Annotated in this window: 15 protein-coding genes and 1 riboswitch; of the genes, 7 read left to right on the forward strand and 8 right to left on the reverse strand. The window is 64.8% G+C overall.

The features are described from left to right. Positions 1 to 129: 129 nt before the first annotated feature. Complete coding sequence (locus K414_RS0118940; RefSeq protein WP_027497371.1) at positions 130 to 522, reverse strand: hypothetical protein; 393 nt, start codon at positions 520 to 522, stop codon at positions 130 to 132. A 133-nt stretch (positions 523 to 655) separates the two neighbouring features. On the opposite strand from K414_RS0118940, the gene K414_RS0118945 reads away from it, so the two are divergent. Beyond that, complete coding sequence (locus K414_RS0118945; protein ID WP_027497372.1) at positions 656 to 2,461, forward strand: long-chain fatty acid--CoA ligase; 1,806 nt, start codon at positions 656 to 658, stop codon at positions 2,459 to 2,461. A gap of 39 nt (positions 2,462 to 2,500) precedes the next feature. Here K414_RS0118945 and K414_RS0118950 read toward each other — a convergent pair whose 3' ends face one another. The 5 genes from K414_RS0118950 to K414_RS0118970 form a co-directional block, all read right to left on the reverse strand. Then, positions 2,501 to 3,625 (reverse strand): glycosyltransferase family 4 protein, encoded by a 1,125-nt coding sequence (locus tag K414_RS0118950; protein WP_027497373.1) that lies wholly within the window; start codon positions 3,623 to 3,625, stop codon positions 2,501 to 2,503. Positions 3,626 to 3,683: 58 nt separating this feature from the next. Next, the gene (locus K414_RS27385) at positions 3,684 to 5,066 is read right to left on the reverse strand and encodes a hypothetical protein (RefSeq protein WP_051365169.1); all 1,383 of its coding nucleotides are present in this window, start codon (positions 5,064 to 5,066) and stop codon (positions 3,684 to 3,686) included. Positions 5,067 to 5,095: 29 nt separating this feature from the next. After that, entirely contained in the window at positions 5,096 to 6,079 is a 984-nt protein-coding gene (locus K414_RS0118960) for an NlpC/P60 family protein (protein ID WP_080735560.1), read from the reverse strand. A gap of 390 nt (positions 6,080 to 6,469) precedes the next feature. Next, positions 6,470 to 7,024, reverse strand: coding sequence for a C40 family peptidase (locus K414_RS0118965; RefSeq protein WP_027497375.1), 555 nt, complete (start codon positions 7,022 to 7,024; stop codon positions 6,470 to 6,472). An 18-nt stretch (positions 7,025 to 7,042) separates the two neighbouring features. Beyond that, a riboswitch (cyclic di-AMP (ydaO/yuaA leader) is annotated at positions 7,043 to 7,203 on the reverse strand. Positions 7,204 to 7,318: 115 nt separating this feature from the next. Continuing rightward, a complete protein-coding gene (locus K414_RS0118970) occupies positions 7,319 to 7,600 on the reverse strand; it encodes a hypothetical protein (protein WP_027497376.1) in 282 nt (93 codons plus the stop codon). Between the two features lie 169 nt (positions 7,601 to 7,769). Between K414_RS0118970 and K414_RS27390 the strand changes: the two genes are divergently transcribed. Together K414_RS27390 and K414_RS0118980 are read left to right on the forward strand one after the other, a co-directional pair. Beyond that, entirely contained in the window at positions 7,770 to 9,485 is a 1,716-nt protein-coding gene (locus tag K414_RS27390) for a DEDD exonuclease domain-containing protein (RefSeq protein ID WP_032391006.1), read from the forward strand. Between the two features lie 123 nt (positions 9,486 to 9,608). Then, complete coding sequence (locus K414_RS0118980; RefSeq protein ID WP_027497377.1) at positions 9,609 to 9,884, forward strand: Lrp/AsnC ligand binding domain-containing protein; 276 nt, start codon at positions 9,609 to 9,611, stop codon at positions 9,882 to 9,884. 11 nt (positions 9,885 to 9,895) lie between these two features. Here the strand turns inward: K414_RS0118980 and trpD are convergent, their stop codons facing one another. Together trpD and K414_RS0118990 are read right to left on the reverse strand one after the other, a co-directional pair. Further along, positions 9,896 to 10,957 (reverse strand): anthranilate phosphoribosyltransferase, encoded by a 1,062-nt coding sequence (gene trpD / locus K414_RS0118985; protein WP_027497378.1) that lies wholly within the window; start codon positions 10,955 to 10,957, stop codon positions 9,896 to 9,898. A 51-nt stretch (positions 10,958 to 11,008) separates the two neighbouring features. Next, positions 11,009 to 11,485 (reverse strand): hypothetical protein, encoded by a 477-nt coding sequence (locus tag K414_RS0118990; protein WP_027497379.1) that lies wholly within the window; start codon positions 11,483 to 11,485, stop codon positions 11,009 to 11,011. A gap of 151 nt (positions 11,486 to 11,636) precedes the next feature. On the opposite strand from K414_RS0118990, the gene K414_RS0118995 reads away from it, so the two are divergent. From K414_RS0118995 to K414_RS0119010, 4 genes are all read left to right on the forward strand, one after another. Next, positions 11,637 to 12,248 (forward strand): heme-copper oxidase subunit III, encoded by a 612-nt coding sequence (locus K414_RS0118995; protein WP_027497380.1) that lies wholly within the window; start codon positions 11,637 to 11,639, stop codon positions 12,246 to 12,248. Positions 12,249 to 12,331: 83 nt separating this feature from the next. Further along, positions 12,332 to 13,180 (forward strand): cytochrome c, encoded by an 849-nt coding sequence (locus tag K414_RS0119000; RefSeq protein WP_027497381.1) that lies wholly within the window; start codon positions 12,332 to 12,334, stop codon positions 13,178 to 13,180. Further along, positions 13,177 to 14,370, forward strand: coding sequence for a ubiquinol-cytochrome c reductase iron-sulfur subunit (locus K414_RS0119005; RefSeq protein ID WP_230074373.1), 1,194 nt, complete (start codon positions 13,177 to 13,179; stop codon positions 14,368 to 14,370). Before K414_RS0119000 ends, K414_RS0119005 begins: the two co-directional genes overlap by 4 nt. Further along, a complete protein-coding gene (locus K414_RS0119010) occupies positions 14,367 to 16,157 on the forward strand; it encodes a cytochrome bc complex cytochrome b subunit (protein WP_027497383.1) in 1,791 nt (596 codons plus the stop codon). The genes K414_RS0119005 and K414_RS0119010 overlap by 4 nt, the downstream gene beginning before the upstream one ends. Positions 16,158 to 16,400: the final 243 nt, after the last annotated feature.

The following is a 16,400-nucleotide window of genomic DNA, read 5'->3' on the forward strand; positions in this document are numbered from 1 at the left end:
ACTGGTCCGCTTCCTCTCGGGTACTTCGATCCGCTTCGTTCGCTGCCTGCTGTGTAACCCGCGGCAGGCCTATCTCACACGATCGAACCGCCGACGCACAACGCGAACCGGCCGACCGTACCGCGCGGTTCATTCGGGAGCTGAACTCGACGCTACGTGGTGGGGTGCCTCGCCCGCTGACCTCCCGGCCTCGAGCTCCCGCTTCAGCTCGAAGGTCATGGCGCGGCCGGCCACCCGACGCGCATGCTGCTCGGTGGCCGACTCACTTGGTGAGGCCGGCTCGGCGTGCAGGAAGTAGTGGACGATCACGCCGTCGAGTACGGGCTCGAGCCACAGCTCCATCGTTCCGACGACGCCGCCGCGGACCGACCACCGAATGCCCTTCTCGCCGCGATCCTCGGTCACGGTCAGCGACAGGTCCGGCCACCACCGCCGCCACCGCTCCGGCGAGACGAACGCCTGCGCCACCGCCGCACCGGGCGCTGCCACGAATGTCTGATCCGCAACTTGAATACTGCTCATCGTCAGAGCTTCACATATCGGGTCCGAGACCAGGACCGCCGAGGCACATTCGGGACCGCGCGCCCCGGGTCTAGAGTATCTGTGAAGCCGAGCTATCGACTTTCTCCAACCCGTTCGATCCGGAGGTAATCCCGTGCGCGAGTTCACTGTTTCCGCCGAGTACGACATCGCGGACACCGACTCGGCTGTCGACAGCGTCTTCGCCCGCGCTCGGACGTCGCCGGATGCCGTGGTGTTCCGTCGGCTCGACGACGGCCGATGGACCGATGTCGGTGCCGCAGAATTCGAGCGACTGGTCGTCGACGTGGCCAGGGGCCTCGTCGCGGCAGGTATCGAGCAGGGCGATCGCGTCGCGCTCATGTCGTCCACGCGATTCGAGTGGTCGGTCATCGACTACGCGATCTGGGCCGCGGGCGGAGTGACCGTGCCGATCTACGAGACGTCGTCGGCGGGCCAGGTCGAGTGGATTCTCGAAGACGCCGAGCCGGTTCTGTTGGTCCTCGAGAACGACGCGCACGTACGGGAGACAGAAGCCGTCGTAGCTGCGGCGCCGTCGGTACGTCGAACGTTCGTGATCGACAACGCTTCCGGCACGGGCGCAGTGCAGGCTCTGATCGACAACGGCGCGGACGTCTCCGAAGACGTTGTGCACGAACGAGTCTCGACACTTCGCTCGTCCGATCCGGCCACGTTGATCTACACCTCGGGCACTACCGGCCGCCCCAAAGGTGTGCAATTGACGCATGCGAACCTCCTTGCGGAATCTCGCGGCATTCGCCAGACGTCGTTGAAAGCTCTTCTGACACAGGGCCGCAGTACGTTGATGTTCCTTCCGATGGCGCACGTCCTCGCTCGCGCGGTGAGTATCGCGTCGTTCGATGCCGGAGTCACCCTCGGCCACACCAACGACATTCCCAACCTGGTCGCGACCTTCGGGACATTTCGACCGGACTTCATTCTGTCCGTGCCGCGCGTGTTCGAGAAGGTCTTCAACACTGCGAAGCAGAAGGCACACAGCGACGGCAAGGGCAAGATCTTCGATCTCGCGACCGAGTGCGCAGTGGCGTGGAGCCAGGCGCAGGATTCCGGTGGCCCGTCGATCGTGTTGCGCGCCAAGCATTTCGTGTTCGACAAGCTGGTCTACTCGAAGCTGCGGACCGCTCTCGGTGGCAAGTGCGAACTCGCCATCTCGGGCGGCGCACCACTGGGCGCGAGACTCGGCCACTTCTACCGCGGCATCGGCGTGACCATCTACGAGGGCTACGGCCTGACCGAAACCACTGCGGCGTTCGCGGTGAACACCATCGGATTCCAACGTGTGGGCAGCGTCGGACGCCCGCTACCCGGGAACACCGTCCGCATCGCCGGCGACGGTGAGATCCAACTACGCGGACCCGTTGTGTTCGACGGATATTGGCGAAACGAGAAGGCGACCGCGGAATCCCTCGACGACGGGTGGTTCCGCACCGGCGATCTCGGATCCGTCGACGAGGAGGGATACATCACGATCTCCGGCCGCAAGAAGGAACTGATCGTCACCGCCGGCGGCAAGAACGTCTCCCCCGCGGGCCTCGAAGATCACCTTCGTGCCGGAGCACTGATCAGTCAGGCCGTGGTGGTCGGTGACCAGAAGCCCTTCATCGGTGCCCTCATCACCCTCGATCCGGATGCGTTCGACAAGTGGAAGTCCGCACACGGCAAGGACTCCGACGCCACCGCAGCGGATCTGCAGGCCGACCCCGATCTCGTCGCCGAGATCGACGCCGCCGTCGCCGACGCCAACAAGTCGGTCTCGCACGCGGAATCCATCAAGAAGTACCGCCTGCTCCCCCACGACTTCTCGGAGGAGAGCGGCGAACTGACGCCGACGATGAAGCTCAAGCGCAATGTCATCACCAAGGCGTACGCCGATGAGATCGAGGCGATCTACGCGAGATGACACGCGTGGCTTGAGCCGTGGCGCGAGCGGACCGCCCGGTCAGATCAGCGACCGCAGTTTCTCCGTCAGCACGTCCCAGCGCCATTCCGCGTCGACCCATGCCCGACCGGCGTTGCCCATCTGCGTCGCCAGTGTTCGATCGGACAGGATCGTCACGATCGCGTCGGCGATGGACGACACCGAAGTCCCGTCGACGACGAGCCCGGTCTTGTTGTGCTGCACAGCTTCCGGAGCGCCTCCAGACATCCCGGCAACCACCGGAACGCCACAGGCCGACGCCTCGAGGTAGACGATTCCGAGCCCCTCGACGTCGAGGCCCGCGCCTCGGGTGCGGCTCGGCATCGCGAACACGTCGGCAATCGTGTGATGGGCAGCCAGTTCCGCCGACGGTACTGTCCCGGTGAACACCACGTGCTGCTCCATCCCGGTGGAGCGAACCAGTTCGCGCAACGTGTTCTCGTACGGACCGCCGCCGACGATCACCAGAACCGCCCCGTCCACCGCGCGCCGGATCTCCGGTAGCGCCCGGATCAGGAAGTCCTGGCCCTTGCGCGGCACCAGCCGCGACAGACACAGAACCGTCGGTCGGTCACCGAGGCCGTACCGAGCACGTAACTCCGTCCTCGCGGCATCGTCGGGCACGAAACGATCGGTGTCGACCCCCGGCGGCAGATGCTCGAGTGCCGCCGACGCCCCGAACGCCGAGCTGAATCGGCTCCGCGTGTACTTGCTCACGTAGGTCACCACATCGGTGTTCTCCCCGATGGTGCGCAGCGTCGCGCGACCACCGGGCACCATCGACCACCCCACCTCGTGGCCGTGTGTGCTCGCCACGATGCGATCCGCCCCGGCTTTGCGCAGGTGTGACGACATCACCGCCAACGGGGCCGCGGCACCGAACCACACCGAGTCGCACCCTCGGGTCTTCACGATGCGTGCTGCGCGGCGAGCCACCAACGGAGTCGGCAGCATCAACGTGGTCGGATGCCTGATGACCTCGAAGGGTTGTTTCGCATCGAACTTCACGTGCGAATCACCACGCCACCGCGGCGCGTAGACCACGAGCTCGTCGGCGGGCAACTGCGAGGCGAAGCTGTGCAAGTAGGACTGGATTCCGCCCGGCCGGGGCGGAAAGTCGTTTGTCACCAGAAGAGTACGACGCATGACGACAACCGTAGCGCTCCCGATCGGACAGCTCGTGTCGACGACGCGCACGTCCGCATCAGCGTGACCGGGCGGCCACCCAGTTGCCCCACTCCACGACGAACCGGGTTCGGCTCGGACTCAGGACCGAGGTGATCGCTGCGTCGACGACTCCGTCCGACCCGGGTCCGGACGCCAGCGCCTCGTAGAACCTGCGCAACGTGGACTCGCCGTACCGGTCGGCCACGAACGCGAAGACCGACCAGGCGGACTCGTAGGCCACGTTGGAGCGGGTGCCGCCTGCACCGAAATCCTCGTCTTTCGGTAACACGGTCGGCGGGCCACCGGCAGCCACGATCGATGCCAGAGTAGGTGCCAGCTGCCGGAAGTCGGCACCGGAACTGCGATACCCGGAGTAGTCGGCGAAACCCTCCGCTACCCACAACGCGGTGCCTTCCGCCGTCTTCGCCCGCGCCGCCACATGCGTCAACTCGTGCCGAAGCACCGAACGAAGAGTGAACGGAGTCAGCCGCGACGCGGCATCGGGGCCGAACACCACGCGCTGACCCGTCGGACGCGACCCGCCGGCCACGGCGTCGGACACGGTCACTGCGGCCACGTCCGTCGACGGCGAGGACCCCGTCGATTCGTCGAACTCCTCGGCCGTCGAACTGACGAACACCAGTCCGTTCCGGGCCCAGTCGGCTCCCCAGAAGTCGGTGACCGCAGCGGTCGCCGCGGGCAGCTCGGCGGCCACATCTGCCACGAACTGCTCACGGTCGGGATGTCCCAACACCACCGACGTGCCGGATGCAGTGGCGACCGAGCGCACCGTCACGGGCCCGAAATCCCACGGCCCGCGCCAGGTGTGGCGACGGTAGGTCGGCAAGTCGGCGTCGTCGACCAGTCGCCACTGGCCGTCGCGTTCGGCGACCACCAGCGAAACCGGCCGGCGGGTCGGCGAGGCATCCGGGCCCTGCACGGCATACCGCAGGTACACCGGTGGAGCCCACACGTCGGTGGCATCCAGCTGCTCGGCAATCGACGACGGCACGGGGGTCTCGGGTTCGTCACCGATCTCGTAGTCGAAGTCCGAGAAAGGAACCGTCGGAACGACAGTCGCCCGGCGAACCTGCGCATCCACGAACGTCGGATCCGCGAGGGGGTCGAGCAACCCACGCAGCGCCGATTCGTCGCCGGAACGGAGGGCAGCCGCCCAGCGCTCGAGCAGCTCGGTCACTTCGGCGCGGCGCTGCTCGTCGTACGTCGGCGGATTCTGCGAGGCCGACGGATCGGACGAACTCGATGCGCTCGATGTCGCCGCTCCCGATGCAGGACCGTCGTGACGATGAACCAACAGCAGCGTCGACGCCACTGCCAGAACGACCAGGACTGCCGCCCATCGCGCCCGCCCCGACGCGGTGAGCGCGTGGACAACGGACGGCCGTTCCGTACCGCTCATTCAGGCGTCAGTCGTCGTTCGCGGCACAGTCAGTATCGACGGGCCCCGTAGAACGGGAACGACGCCATCGACTGGACCTTCACCGGTACCCCGAAGGTGGAGGCATGCAGAACGTTGCCGTTACCGGCGTAGATACCGACGTGTGATGCGTCCGGGTAGAACAGAACGACGTCTCCCGGCTGCAGATCCTTCTGATCGACGGGAGTTCCGCCGGCAGCCTGAGCCTGACTCGACCGCGGCAACGTCTTTCCGACCTGCTTGTAGGCCCAGACGACCAACCCGGAGCAGTCGAAACCGTCGGGGCCGGTCGCTCCCCAGACGTACGGCTTGCCGATCTGTGTGAGACCGGCTTGCAACGCGCTGGAACCGGAGCCCGGCGTCAAGTTCTTCAGAATCGTGGAGGGGTCGAAACCTTCAGGAAGCGCCGATCCCGCGAGGGCCAGCTGCTCGGACGAGGAAAGCGCGCTGTACGCGGCCATGACTTCGGCGATCTGGCCCTGAAGTTCACTCTGCTTCGCCTGCAGATCGTCGCTGACTGCTTTGGCCTGCTCGGCGGCGACTCTGGCCTGTTCTGCGGCGGTCGCGGCGGCCTGCTCTGCCGCGGATGCATCCGCGCTGGCCTGCTGGAACCGAGCTACCTGGCCGGCTGTCTCGGCGGAGATGACATCGAGGGCCGACATTTGGTCGAGCAACTGTTGCGGGGAGTCGCTGACCATGACCGCGAACAACCGGTTGGTGCGAGCGCCCTGGTAGTTGACATTGGCCACCTTGTCCATGGCGGGTTTGAGCTGCGCCAGCTGCGACTGGGCGGCGTCGAGGGCCGCCCGACTGGCATCGACGGCGGTTTGCGCATCGAGCTGCTCGCGAGCCCGAGCGTCGAGATCGATCTGCGCGTTGTGCAGCGACTCGTTGGTCTGTTCCGACTCTCTGGACAGCTCCGCCAGCTTCGCCTGCGCGTCGGAAGCCGAGCCGAAGCCCGGATCGGCGGTCGCCGTCGTGATCGGCACCACCATGATGCACGCGGCCGCAACGGCTGTGGTCACCGAGCTACCTACTAGCCGTAGAACTCGGGTGGTTCTCGATATCGCCACGGAAAGCGACTCTCCGTCCTGACATATGCCATTCCAGCTGGAGTGGCGGTTGGAAAAAGTGACCGGAACCGAACGATACCCATGCTCAGCTGGGCGCGGACGTAAACACGGTCCGAAATCGACGCAGTCTGCACGTGACAGATCACAAACCAAACGTCGGAGAGGTCTCGATCAGATTACGAACTGGACGCTCTGCTGTCCACCGTACCGGCGTGTCGCCCGGAAACCGTCCCTGGAAACGACAACAGGGCCGAACCGTCGAAACGGATCGACCCTGTCGGTCGGTACACAACTCCGGTCGGAGCGCTCGGCTCAGTAGCGTCGGGCACCGTCGAACGGCATGGAGTCCACGGGAGCAACCTTGACCGGCACGCCGGACGTGGATGCGTGCACGACGTTGCCGTCGCCGATGTACATACCCGAGTGCGAGCCGCCGTAGAACGAGACGACGTCGCCGGGCATCAGGCTGTCACGCGAGACCGGGGTGCCCGCGGCTGCCTGGTCGTAGCTCGTACGGGGCAGGCTGACGCCGGCCTGCTTGTAGGCCCACTGGATCAGGCCCGAGCAGTCGAACGAATCCGGACCCGATGCGCCGTACACGTACGGAGCGCCGATCTTGGACTCCGCCGCCTGGACGGCCTTGGCAGCCGGGGTGACCTGCGGGGCAAGGGGCGCACCCGGAGCGGGCATGCCCGGAATGTTGAGGGGAGGGAGACCCGGGATGTCAGGAATCTCGAAGGTTCCGACGCCGGGGATGGTGACTGGGGCCGCCATTGCCGGTGCAGCGGGGAGAATCACCACGCCTGCCGTGAGCGCTCCGGCTACGAGAGCTCGCCGCAATGTTCGGTTGGAAAGTTGTGACGCCACGAAAGATGGTGCTCCGTTTCTTCCACTCGTCCGCCGACCGAGTTAGCTGACGGGTTCGGGCTGGGAAGAGCAGCCCTACCCACCGGCCACCATCGGTGACTCGGCGGGATTCACCCCAGTAAATATCGGGTTCCCGGTACGAACACTCTCGCGAGTGATCGATTAGGCGGTGACTTGCGACGCCACTCCGGTTTGGACTGGCAAGACTCCGCAAGGTCTCAGGAAGGTTACGAAATGGCATACCCCTGTGTCGACCCCAACTCGCCGAACGGACCGAATTGGGCCGTGTTCTCGCTACCCGGCGCGTTGATCGCCCGGTGTGTCACGAGTCGACAACAGGGGAACATCCGCGGTGCCGTCGTCGTTCACGACGAGCTTGAGTGCGGGCACCATACCGACCTCGGCGAGCACTCCCATGGCACCGAGTTCTTCCTGCTCGAGGGTGATACGAGACGGTGAACCGACCCATTGCCCATCCGATCTCGCGGGCATCCCGGGAGCCCCCAGAAGCACCGTCACAACGCAGTCGGCGCAGGCGATGTCACGAACCAGGCAGTCACTGCAGTCGATGATCATTGTGATCCTTGTCTCTTTGTCGCGTCGGACGGTGTAATCGGCCGATCGAACGAAAGGTAGCGCCAGCCACCGACAGGTTCCGCGACTCGACAATCGGCACCGACCGACACGATGCCCTCCGACGCCGTGTTCGGCGTTCTTGTCGGAGGTCGGCCCTAACGTCGTCGCAGTGAGCCTGCCGATCCAGCTGACGTTCGACGAACTCGACACCCCGCTTCACGCCACCACGTTCGTCGTCGTCGACCTCGAAACCACTGGTGGCAGCGCTGACACGGAGGCGATCACCGAAATCGGGGCAGTCAAGGTCAGAGGCGGCGAGATCATCGGCGAATTCGCTACCCTCGTCGACCCGGGCAGATCGATCCCGCCCTACATCGTCGAGTTGACCGGCATCACGACGGCGATGCTTATCGGGGCTCCCCGCATCGAACGCGTTCTCCCCGGCTTTCTCGAGTTCGCTCGCGGATCGGTACTGGTGGCACACAACGCCGGGTTCGACACGGGATTTCTCAAGGCCGCAGCGAGTCGACTCGACATCGCCTGGCCCCGCTTCCAGGTGCTCTGCACGGTCAAACTCGCCCGGCGAGTGCTCACGCGCGACGAGGCACCCTCGGTGAAACTGTCCGCCCTGTCGACGTTGTTCAGATCCAGCACTCGGCCGACTCACCGAGCATTGGACGACGCGCGTGCCACGGTGGACGTGTTGCACGGCCTGATCGAACGAGTGGGCAACCAGGGCGTACACAGCTACGCGGAACTGGTCGACTACCTCCCTGCGGTGTCGGCGGGGCAACGAGCCAAACGCGGCCTGGCCGCACACCTGCCCGATACACCCGGCGTCTACCTCTTCCGAGGACCGTCGGACGAGGTCCTGTACGTAGGCACCTCGAACAACCTCAAGCGTCGGGTGCGCAACTACTTCACCGGTTCCGAGACACGTGGGCGAATGAAGGAGATGGTCTCGCTCGCCACTCGCGTGGACCACGTCGAATGTGCGCACGCACTCGAGGCAGGAGTCCGCGAATTACGGCTGCTCTCGGCTCACGTCCCGCCTTACAACCGCCGATCGAAGTTTCCCCGCAAAGGGTGGTGGGTCACCCTCACCGACGAAGCGTTTCCGCGTCTGTCGATCGTGCGCACTCCCGCACCCAACAGCCTCGGACCGTTCGCTGTTCGGGCGGACGCGGCGGAGGCCTCCGCCCTCGCCGCAGAATTCTGTCGACTTCGTACATGCACCCGCCGGTTGGGCCGCGCGGTTCGACACGGTGACGAGTGCACCGCGACGGACGTCGGTGGCTGCCCAGCGGCGTTCTCCGGGCCCCTGACGGCCGAGGAGTACTCGGGTGCCCCGGCGAAATTTCTGGCGTTCGTGTGTGGACACGACGACGAGCTGCTGTTCGCGATGCGACGCCGCGTCGCCGAACTCGCGGACCGTGAACTGTTCGAGACAGCCGCGCGTCTCCGCGATCGAATCGCGGTGACGGTGAACGTGCTCCGCAGGATGCACCGGGCGGCCGCCGTTGCGGCCATCGCCGAGCTCGTGGCGGCCAGGCGGACGGCCGACGGTGGATGGGAGCTGATGGTGGTGCGCTTCGGCCGCTTGGCCGGGGCGGCCGTCGCGCCGCGAGGAGTGCACCCGATGCCCGTCGTCGATGCGATCACGGCGTCGGCCGAGACGGTGATGCCCGATGCGACGCCACTTCGCGGTGCGCCTCCGGAAGAGGTGGGCCTGATCGCGTCGTGGCTCCACACGGACGGAGTGCGCATCGTTCGCACCACCGGGGGCTACTGCAGCCCTGCTCGGTCTGCGGGTTCGTGGGAGGAGTGGTGTCGAACGGCCCGAGAAGCAACGCGGCAGGAGTGGAGCCCGCGGAACGACCGATGAGGCAGGAGTGGAGCCCGCGGAACGACCGATGAAGCGAGAGTGGAGTCGGTTGAGCAACTAGTGTTGTCTCGGTTGGGTCGAGCTCGCGTCGTGTGTGAGCCCGGAGATGCGTGAGGAGCACAGATGATCAATGCCATCGTCTTGATCGACGCCGAGGCCGATCTGATTCCGGAGGCGGCGCAGGCCGTTGCCGATGTGGACGGTGTGTCGGAGGTGTATTCGTGCGCCGGCGACGTCGATCTGATTGCCATCGTCAAGGTGCGTGATCATGCGTCGATAGCCGAGGTCATCACCAAGCACATCAATCGTGTTCGTGGTGTTCGCAGTACGACGACTCACATTGCGTTTCAGTCGTATTCGAGTGCCGACGTCGATGCAGGATTCTCGATCGGCGAGTAGTTCGGTGTGATTCAGTCGGCCAGCGCTGTGGTGCAGCGTGCCCAGTCGGCAAGCAGGCGGGCCGCGGAACCGTTGTCGACAACCGTTGCCGCAGTTGCCAATCCGGCTTCGATTTGCTCGTGCAGGTTTCCCGAGACTCCTCGATGCGCGGCCATGGCCGCGGCGGCGTTGAGTAGCACGGCGTCACGGACGGGTCCGAGTTCGCCTGCGAACACGCGATGTGCCACTGCTGCATTGAATTTCGCGTCCCCGCCTCGGAGGGCCTCGATGGGCGCCCGAGCGATTCCGTAATCGGCCGGGTCGATCGAGTCGACGGTGACGGTCCCGTCGGATACCACGTGCACGGTGGTCGTGGTGGACAGGGTTATTTCGTCGAGCCCGTCGTCGCCACGGACGACGAGAACCGAACTACCGCGTCGAGCGAACACGCCGGCGACGACGGGCACCAGATTCTCGAATGCGCAGCCGATCAGTCCGGCGCGTGGGCGGCCCGGGTTGGTCAAGGGGCCCAGCACATTGAAGATCGTCGGAATGCCGATCTCTTTGCGCGCCGGACCGGAGAACCGAAGTGCGGGGTGGTGGATCGGCGCGAAGCAGAACCCGATCCCAACCTGCTCGACGCTCGACGCCACCCCGGCGGGACCCAGGGTGACCCGCACGCCCAGCGCCTCGAGCACATCGGTCGTACCACTCTTGGACGACGCTGCACGGTTACCGTGTTTGACGACGCGTACTCCGCTGGCAGCGACGACGATCGCGGCCATCGTGGAGATGTTCACCGTGTCCGCACCGTCGCCGCCGGTTCCGACGACGTCCACCGCGTCACGGTCGGTCTCGACCAGAAATGCGTGCGAGAGCATGGAGTCGGCGAGGCCTTCCAGTTCCGCGGGAGTCGGGCCCTTCATCTTCAGTGCCACCCCGAAGGCAGCGATCTGAGCCGCTGTGGCGTTGTCGGACATGATCTCGTCCATCACCCAGCCGGTATCGGCGCTCGACAGGTCGGCGTGCGTGGTCAACGCTCCGAGAATTCGACGCCACGTTCGCGGCTGCTCGTCACTGGTCCCTGCGGTCATGGTGGATGTGCCGTGCCCTTCTGCTGTCGATGCGCGCGGTGCGGTGGAAGCTTAGTCAGACGTGTCGGCGGGTGAGGCGGGCTGCAGCGCATCCCACCCCAGTACCGCTCCCCCACGCCGTTGCGCGAGACCCGCCATGCGAGACCTCTCCTGCGAACAGTGCAACGCGTCGAGCACCTGTACCCGCTGCAGGACCAGAGCGACACCGTCATCGACTTGCGGCCGATACCCGGTGTCGTCCGGTAGTTCGACCTGCGGACCGACCTCGTACGCATCCTGCGCCGCGACGGCTGCCGCATCGTCGACTTCGTGCGCGGGCAGCACGAGGTGATGCCGCAACAGCACCTCGGAGGACTCGATCCACGTGGGCTCTGTGTTCGCCGCCTCGTCGAGAACGGCGGAGCACGCCCGCGCGTCGTCGAAGCAGCTCGCCACTACCACCAGATCTTCGCGCGTGGGGTCCAGACGTTCCGCGGTCAACCGCGAGAACAACCGCCGAAACCACCCACCTGCACTGCTCTTTGCCATGAGGCCAGCCTTGCACGACTGGACCCTACCGGCCCGTACAGGCCCTTCCACCAGCGCGGGAACAAGGGCGCGCTCGGAATCGTCCCTCCGCGACGCGCCAAGACCGGACCCGGATATGCCTTCCGTACTACGACGGGTCATACTTCTTTCTGTGACGAGCGCTGTAGGGACTCAAGGATCGGCAATCACCCAACGCGTGCACTCGCTGAACCGTCCCAATATGGTCAGCGTCGGCACGATCGTGTGGCTGTCGAGTGAACTCATGTTCTTCGCCGGGCTGTTTGCGATGTACTTCGTCGCACGCGCGCAGGCGAATGGAAACTGGCCGCCGGAGCCGACCGAGCTGAACCTCGGGCTGGCTGTTCCGGTGACGGCCGTGCTGATCGCTTCTTCGTTCACCTGCCAGCTGGGCGTGTTCGCCGCCGAGCGTGGCGACGTGTTCGGGCTTCGTCGGTGGTACATCGTCACCCTGGCCATGGGCGCGTTCTTCGTCGCCGGTCAGGGATACGAGTACTACCACCTGGTCCACGAGGGCACGACGCTCTCGAGCAGCGTGTACGGCTCGGTCTTCTACATCACGACCGGCTTCCACGGTTTGCACGTGATCGGCGGACTCATCGCCTTCGTCTTCCTGATCACCAGAACCCTGGTCAGCAAGTTCACGCCCGCGCAGGCCACCGCCGCCATCGTCGTTTCGTATTACTGGCACTTCGTCGACATCGTCTGGATTGCCCTCTTCGCGACGATCTACTTCATCCGCTAGTGACAGTCAGCAAGCCACAGATATCGAGCGAACGGATTCAGCCCCCGACGTTCGGCCCGTCCCGACACGACAAGGGATAGAAGATGAGTACATCTCCCCCAGCAGCAACCGACGACACTTCGGCCTCGAAGGCGCGACGCAAGCGTAAGACGCGTCGACGCGTCACCGGTGCACTCGTTCTGATGATGGGCCTTCTGAGCGCGGGTTTCCTCGCGTCAGCCCTGACGCCTACACCCCAGGTTGCAACAGCCGATACCGATTCGGCGGCGCTGATCCGCGAAGGCAAGCAGCTCTACGACACGTCGTGCGTGACGTGCCACGGTGCCAATTTGCAGGGTGTTCAGGATCGCGGACCGAGTCTCATCGGTGTCGGTGAAGCTGCCGTCTACTTCCAGGTGTCGAGTGGCCGTATGCCGGCTGTTCGCAACGAGGCACAGGCACTGCGCAAGCCGCCGAAGTTCGACGACAAGCAGATCGACGCGCTCGGTGCTTACATCCAGGCCAACGGCGGCGGCCCGACGGTCATTCTCGACGAGAACGGTGAGGTGGCGCAGGAGTCGCTTCGCGGCGACGACATCGCCCGAGGCAGCGAGCTGTTCCGCTTGAACTGCGCGTCCTGCCACAACTTCACCGGCCAGGGCGGCGCACTGTCGTCGGGCAAGTTCGCGCCGGACCTCGGGCCTGCCAACGAGCAGGAGATCTACACCGCGATGGTGACCGGTCCGCAGAACATGCCCAAGTTCTCCGACCGTCAGCTGACGATCGAGGAGAAGTCGGACATCATCGCCTACGTCAAGTCGGCCCAGGAAACCAAGGCCGCAGGCGGCTGGGGTCTCGGTGGCTTCGGTCCCGGTACCGAGATGATCGCCCTGTGGGTTGTCGGAATCGCCGCTGTCGTCGGCGCAACATTGTGGATCGGAGCTAGATCATGAGCGACGGCGATTCCGGCCGTAAGGACGCCGACAACACCGACGGCACCAATGCCGAGGGTGTGAACCCCGACAAGAAGTACACCGACGAGGAGTTGGCAGCGCTCAGCCGGGACGAGTTGGTCGAACTCGGCACCAATCTCGACGGTGTGGATGTCGCATTCCGTCGTAATCGCTGGGCTGTGGAAGGTACTCGCGCCGAGAAGCGCGCAGAGCGCAGCGTGGCGATCTGGTTTGCCATCGCCGGCCTGTCGGCAGTCGCGTTCATCGGCGTCTACCTCTTCTGGCCTTGGCAGTACGCGGGCATCGGTGACGACAACTACAACCTGTACTCGCTGTACACGCCTCTGATCGGCGGAACGATGGGTCTTGCGATCCTCGCCGTCGGCGTCGGTGCCGTGCAGTTCACCAAGAAGTTCATCCCCGAAGAGGTCTCCATCCAGGACCGCCACGACGGAAGCTCGTCGGAAACGGACCGCAAGACGCTGGTCGCCGAGCTGGGCGATTCGCTCGACACCTCGACCATCGGACGACGCAAGGTCATCAAGCGTTCGCTTCTGTTCGGCGGCGGCGCTCTCGGCGTCATGGCACTGCTCCCCCTCGGCGGCCTCATCAAGAATCCGTGGGCCAAGGGCGAAGATTCTCCGTTGTGGGTATCCGGCTGGACGCCTCGCTACGATGGAGAGACGATCTACCTCCGACGAGACACCGGGCGACCGGAAGATGTTGTTCTCGTACGGCCCGAGGACTTGGACGCTGGTGCCATGGAAACTGTCTTCCCGTTCCGCGAGGCGGACCGCGAGAGCGAGCACGACCTGCTCATGTCACTCCGCGGTATCCGTAACGCAGTCATGCTCATCCGTTTGCGTCCCGACGACGCAAGCACGGTCATCAAGCGCAAGGGCCAGGAGAGCTACAACTACGGCGATTACTACGCCTACTCCAAGATCTGCACGCACCTGGGTTGCCCGACATCGTTGTTCGAGCAGCAGACCAACCGCATTCTCTGCCCTTGCCATCAGTCGCAGTTCAACGCGCTCGAGTACGGCAAGCCGATCTTCGGACCGGCTGCGCGCGCGCTGCCTCAGCTTCCCATCACAGTCAACGAGGAGGGTTACCTAGTGGCACAGCACGACTTCCACGAAGCACTGGGTCCCGCCTTCTGGGAACGTCGACCGGAGCGTGATTCATGAGTCCTTCACTGCAAACCCTCGCCGCCAAGCAGGCGGACGACGTAGACAGTCGTTACCACTTGGCACCAGGTTTGCGCCGCCAGATCAACAAGGTGTTCCCCACCCACTGGTCGTTCCTGCTCGGTGAGATCGCGCTGTACAGCTTCGTGATCCTGCTGATCTCCGGCGTCTTCCTCACCCTGTTCTTCGATCCTTCGCTCAGCGAAGTCGTCTACCAGGGCGCGTACACCCCGCTGAACGGCGTGACCATGTCGCGTGCCTACGCGACAGCACTCGACATCTCGTTCGAGGTGCGCGGCGGCCTGTTCATGCGCCAGATCCACCACTGGGCAGCACTGATGTTCGCCGCGTCGATCATCGTGCACATGATGCGCATCTTCTTCACCGGTGCGTTCCGTCGTCCCCGTGAGGCCAACTGGGTCATCGGCTGCCTGCTGCTGATCCTGGCGATGTTCGAGGGCTTCTTCGGATACTCGCTCCCCGACGATCTGCTCTCGGGCACCGGCCTCCGCGCCGCGTTCTCCGGAATCACGATGAGCATCCCGATCGTCGGCACCTGGATGCACTGGTTGATCTTCGACGGGGACTTCCCCGGCACGATCATCATTCCTCGCCTGTACGTGGCGCACGTGCTGCTGCTACCGGCCATCATCCTGGCGCTGATCGCAGCTCACCTGGCTTTGGTCTGGTACCAGAAGCACACGCAGTTCCCCGGACCCGGTCGTACGGAAACCAACGTCGTCGGCGTTCGTATCCTCCCGGTCTTCGCCGTCAAGTCGGGCGCGTTCTTCGCCGTGACGTTCGGCGTGATCGCCGCCATGGGCGGACTGCTGCAGATCAACCCGATCTGGGCGCTCGGACCGTACAACCCGTCTCAGGTCTCCGCAGGTTCGCAGCCCGACTTCTACATGATGTGGACCGACGGCCTGGCGCGTCTGTGGCCGGCATGGGACATCTACATCGCTGGTCGCTACACGATTCCTGCAGTCTTCTGGGTGGCCGTGATCATGGGCCTCGTCTTCACTGTGATGATTGCCTACCCATGGATCGAGAAGCGTCTCACCGGAGACAACGCACACCACAACCTGCTGCAGCGTCCCCGCGACGTGCCGGTCCGTACTGCAATCGGCGCAATGTCCATCGCCTTCTACGTCGTTCTGACGCTCTCGTGCGTCAACGACCTGATCGCGTACAAGTTCGACATCTCGCTCAATGCGATGACGTGGATCGGTCGAATCGGAGTGCTCATTGCTCCGCCGATCGCATACTTCGTCGCGTACCGGTTCTGCATCGGCCTACAGCGCAGCGACCGGGCAGTTCTCGAGCACGGCATCGAAACCGGAATCATCAAGCGACTCCCGCACGGCCAGTACGTGGAAATCCACCAGCCGCTCGGACCGGTCGACGATCACGGTCACCCGATCCCGCTCGATTACCAGGGTGCAGCGGTCCCCAAGAAGATGAACAAACTCGGTTCTGCCGGTAAGCCCGGCTCGGGTTCACTGTTCACCCCGGACCCCGTTGCGCAGAGCAAGGCCCTCGAGGATGCACTCCACAAGGGCGAGCACGAGCAGTTGGCAATGCTTCGCAACTACCAGGCGGGCATTCTGGGCACTGGCCACTCGAACGGCAACGGTCACGCCAACGGCAACGGCCATACGAACGGCAACGGTCACGCCAACGGCAACGGTCATTCCAATGGCCACGCCAACGGCAACGGCCATGCCAACGGACACGAAGACACCTCGATTTCTTCGGGTCGTCAGGACAGCGATCGCGATCACTGAGTCCTGACAACGCATTCCGCTGAAGGGCGGCACCGGCAACGGTGCCGCCCTTCTTCGTGTGGTGGCGGTGCTACCCGCTCGACATATGTCCGGAGACGATCCGGCTGGATCTCCATCGGTCCGCGGGAGTCCTGTGAACGGAGGCCGCAACTCTCACAGGCTCCACTCCCCTCCCCCGCCCGAGGACTGCCGATTCAGAGCGCGGTAATGCTCGAGTCGGAGTCGGCACTCACCTGCCGGTAG

It is taken from the genome of Rhodococcus sp. JG-3 (assembly GCF_000482405.1).
GTDB lineage: Bacteria > Actinomycetota > Actinomycetes > Mycobacteriales > Mycobacteriaceae > Rhodococcoides > Rhodococcoides fascians.

What these genes read in the sequence shown, in the direction of transcription:
- K414_RS0118940 (WP_027497371.1), bottom strand. Translation starts at nt 522, where the DNA reads ATGAGCAGTATTCAAGTTGCGGATCAGACATTCGTGGCAGCGCCCGGT.
- K414_RS0118950 (WP_027497373.1), bottom strand. Translation starts at nt 3,625, where the DNA reads ATGCGTCGTACTCTTCTGGTGACAAACGACTTTCCGCCCCGGCCGGGC.
- K414_RS27385 (WP_051365169.1), bottom strand. Translation starts at nt 5,066, where the DNA reads ATGAGCGGTACGGAACGGCCGTCCGTTGTCCACGCGCTCACCGCGTCG.
- K414_RS0118960 (WP_080735560.1), bottom strand. Translation starts at nt 6,079, where the DNA reads ATGGTGGTGCCGATCACGACGGCGACCGCCGATCCGGGCTTCGGCTCG.
- K414_RS0118970 (WP_027497376.1), bottom strand. Translation starts at nt 7,600, where the DNA reads ATGATCATCGACTGCAGTGACTGCCTGGTTCGTGACATCGCCTGCGCC.
- K414_RS0118980 (WP_027497377.1), top strand. Translation starts at nt 9,609, where the DNA reads ATGATCAATGCCATCGTCTTGATCGACGCCGAGGCCGATCTGATTCCG.
- trpD (WP_027497378.1), bottom strand. Translation starts at nt 10,957, where the DNA reads ATGACCGCAGGGACCAGTGACGAGCAGCCGCGAACGTGGCGTCGAATT.
- K414_RS0118990 (WP_027497379.1), bottom strand. Translation starts at nt 11,485, where the DNA reads ATGGCAAAGAGCAGTGCAGGTGGGTGGTTTCGGCGGTTGTTCTCGCGG.
- K414_RS0119000 (WP_027497381.1), top strand. Translation starts at nt 12,332, where the DNA reads ATGAGTACATCTCCCCCAGCAGCAACCGACGACACTTCGGCCTCGAAG.
- K414_RS0119005 (WP_230074373.1), top strand. Translation starts at nt 13,177, where the DNA reads ATGAGCGACGGCGATTCCGGCCGTAAGGACGCCGACAACACCGACGGC.
- K414_RS0119010 (WP_027497383.1), top strand. Translation starts at nt 14,367, where the DNA reads ATGAGTCCTTCACTGCAAACCCTCGCCGCCAAGCAGGCGGACGACGTA.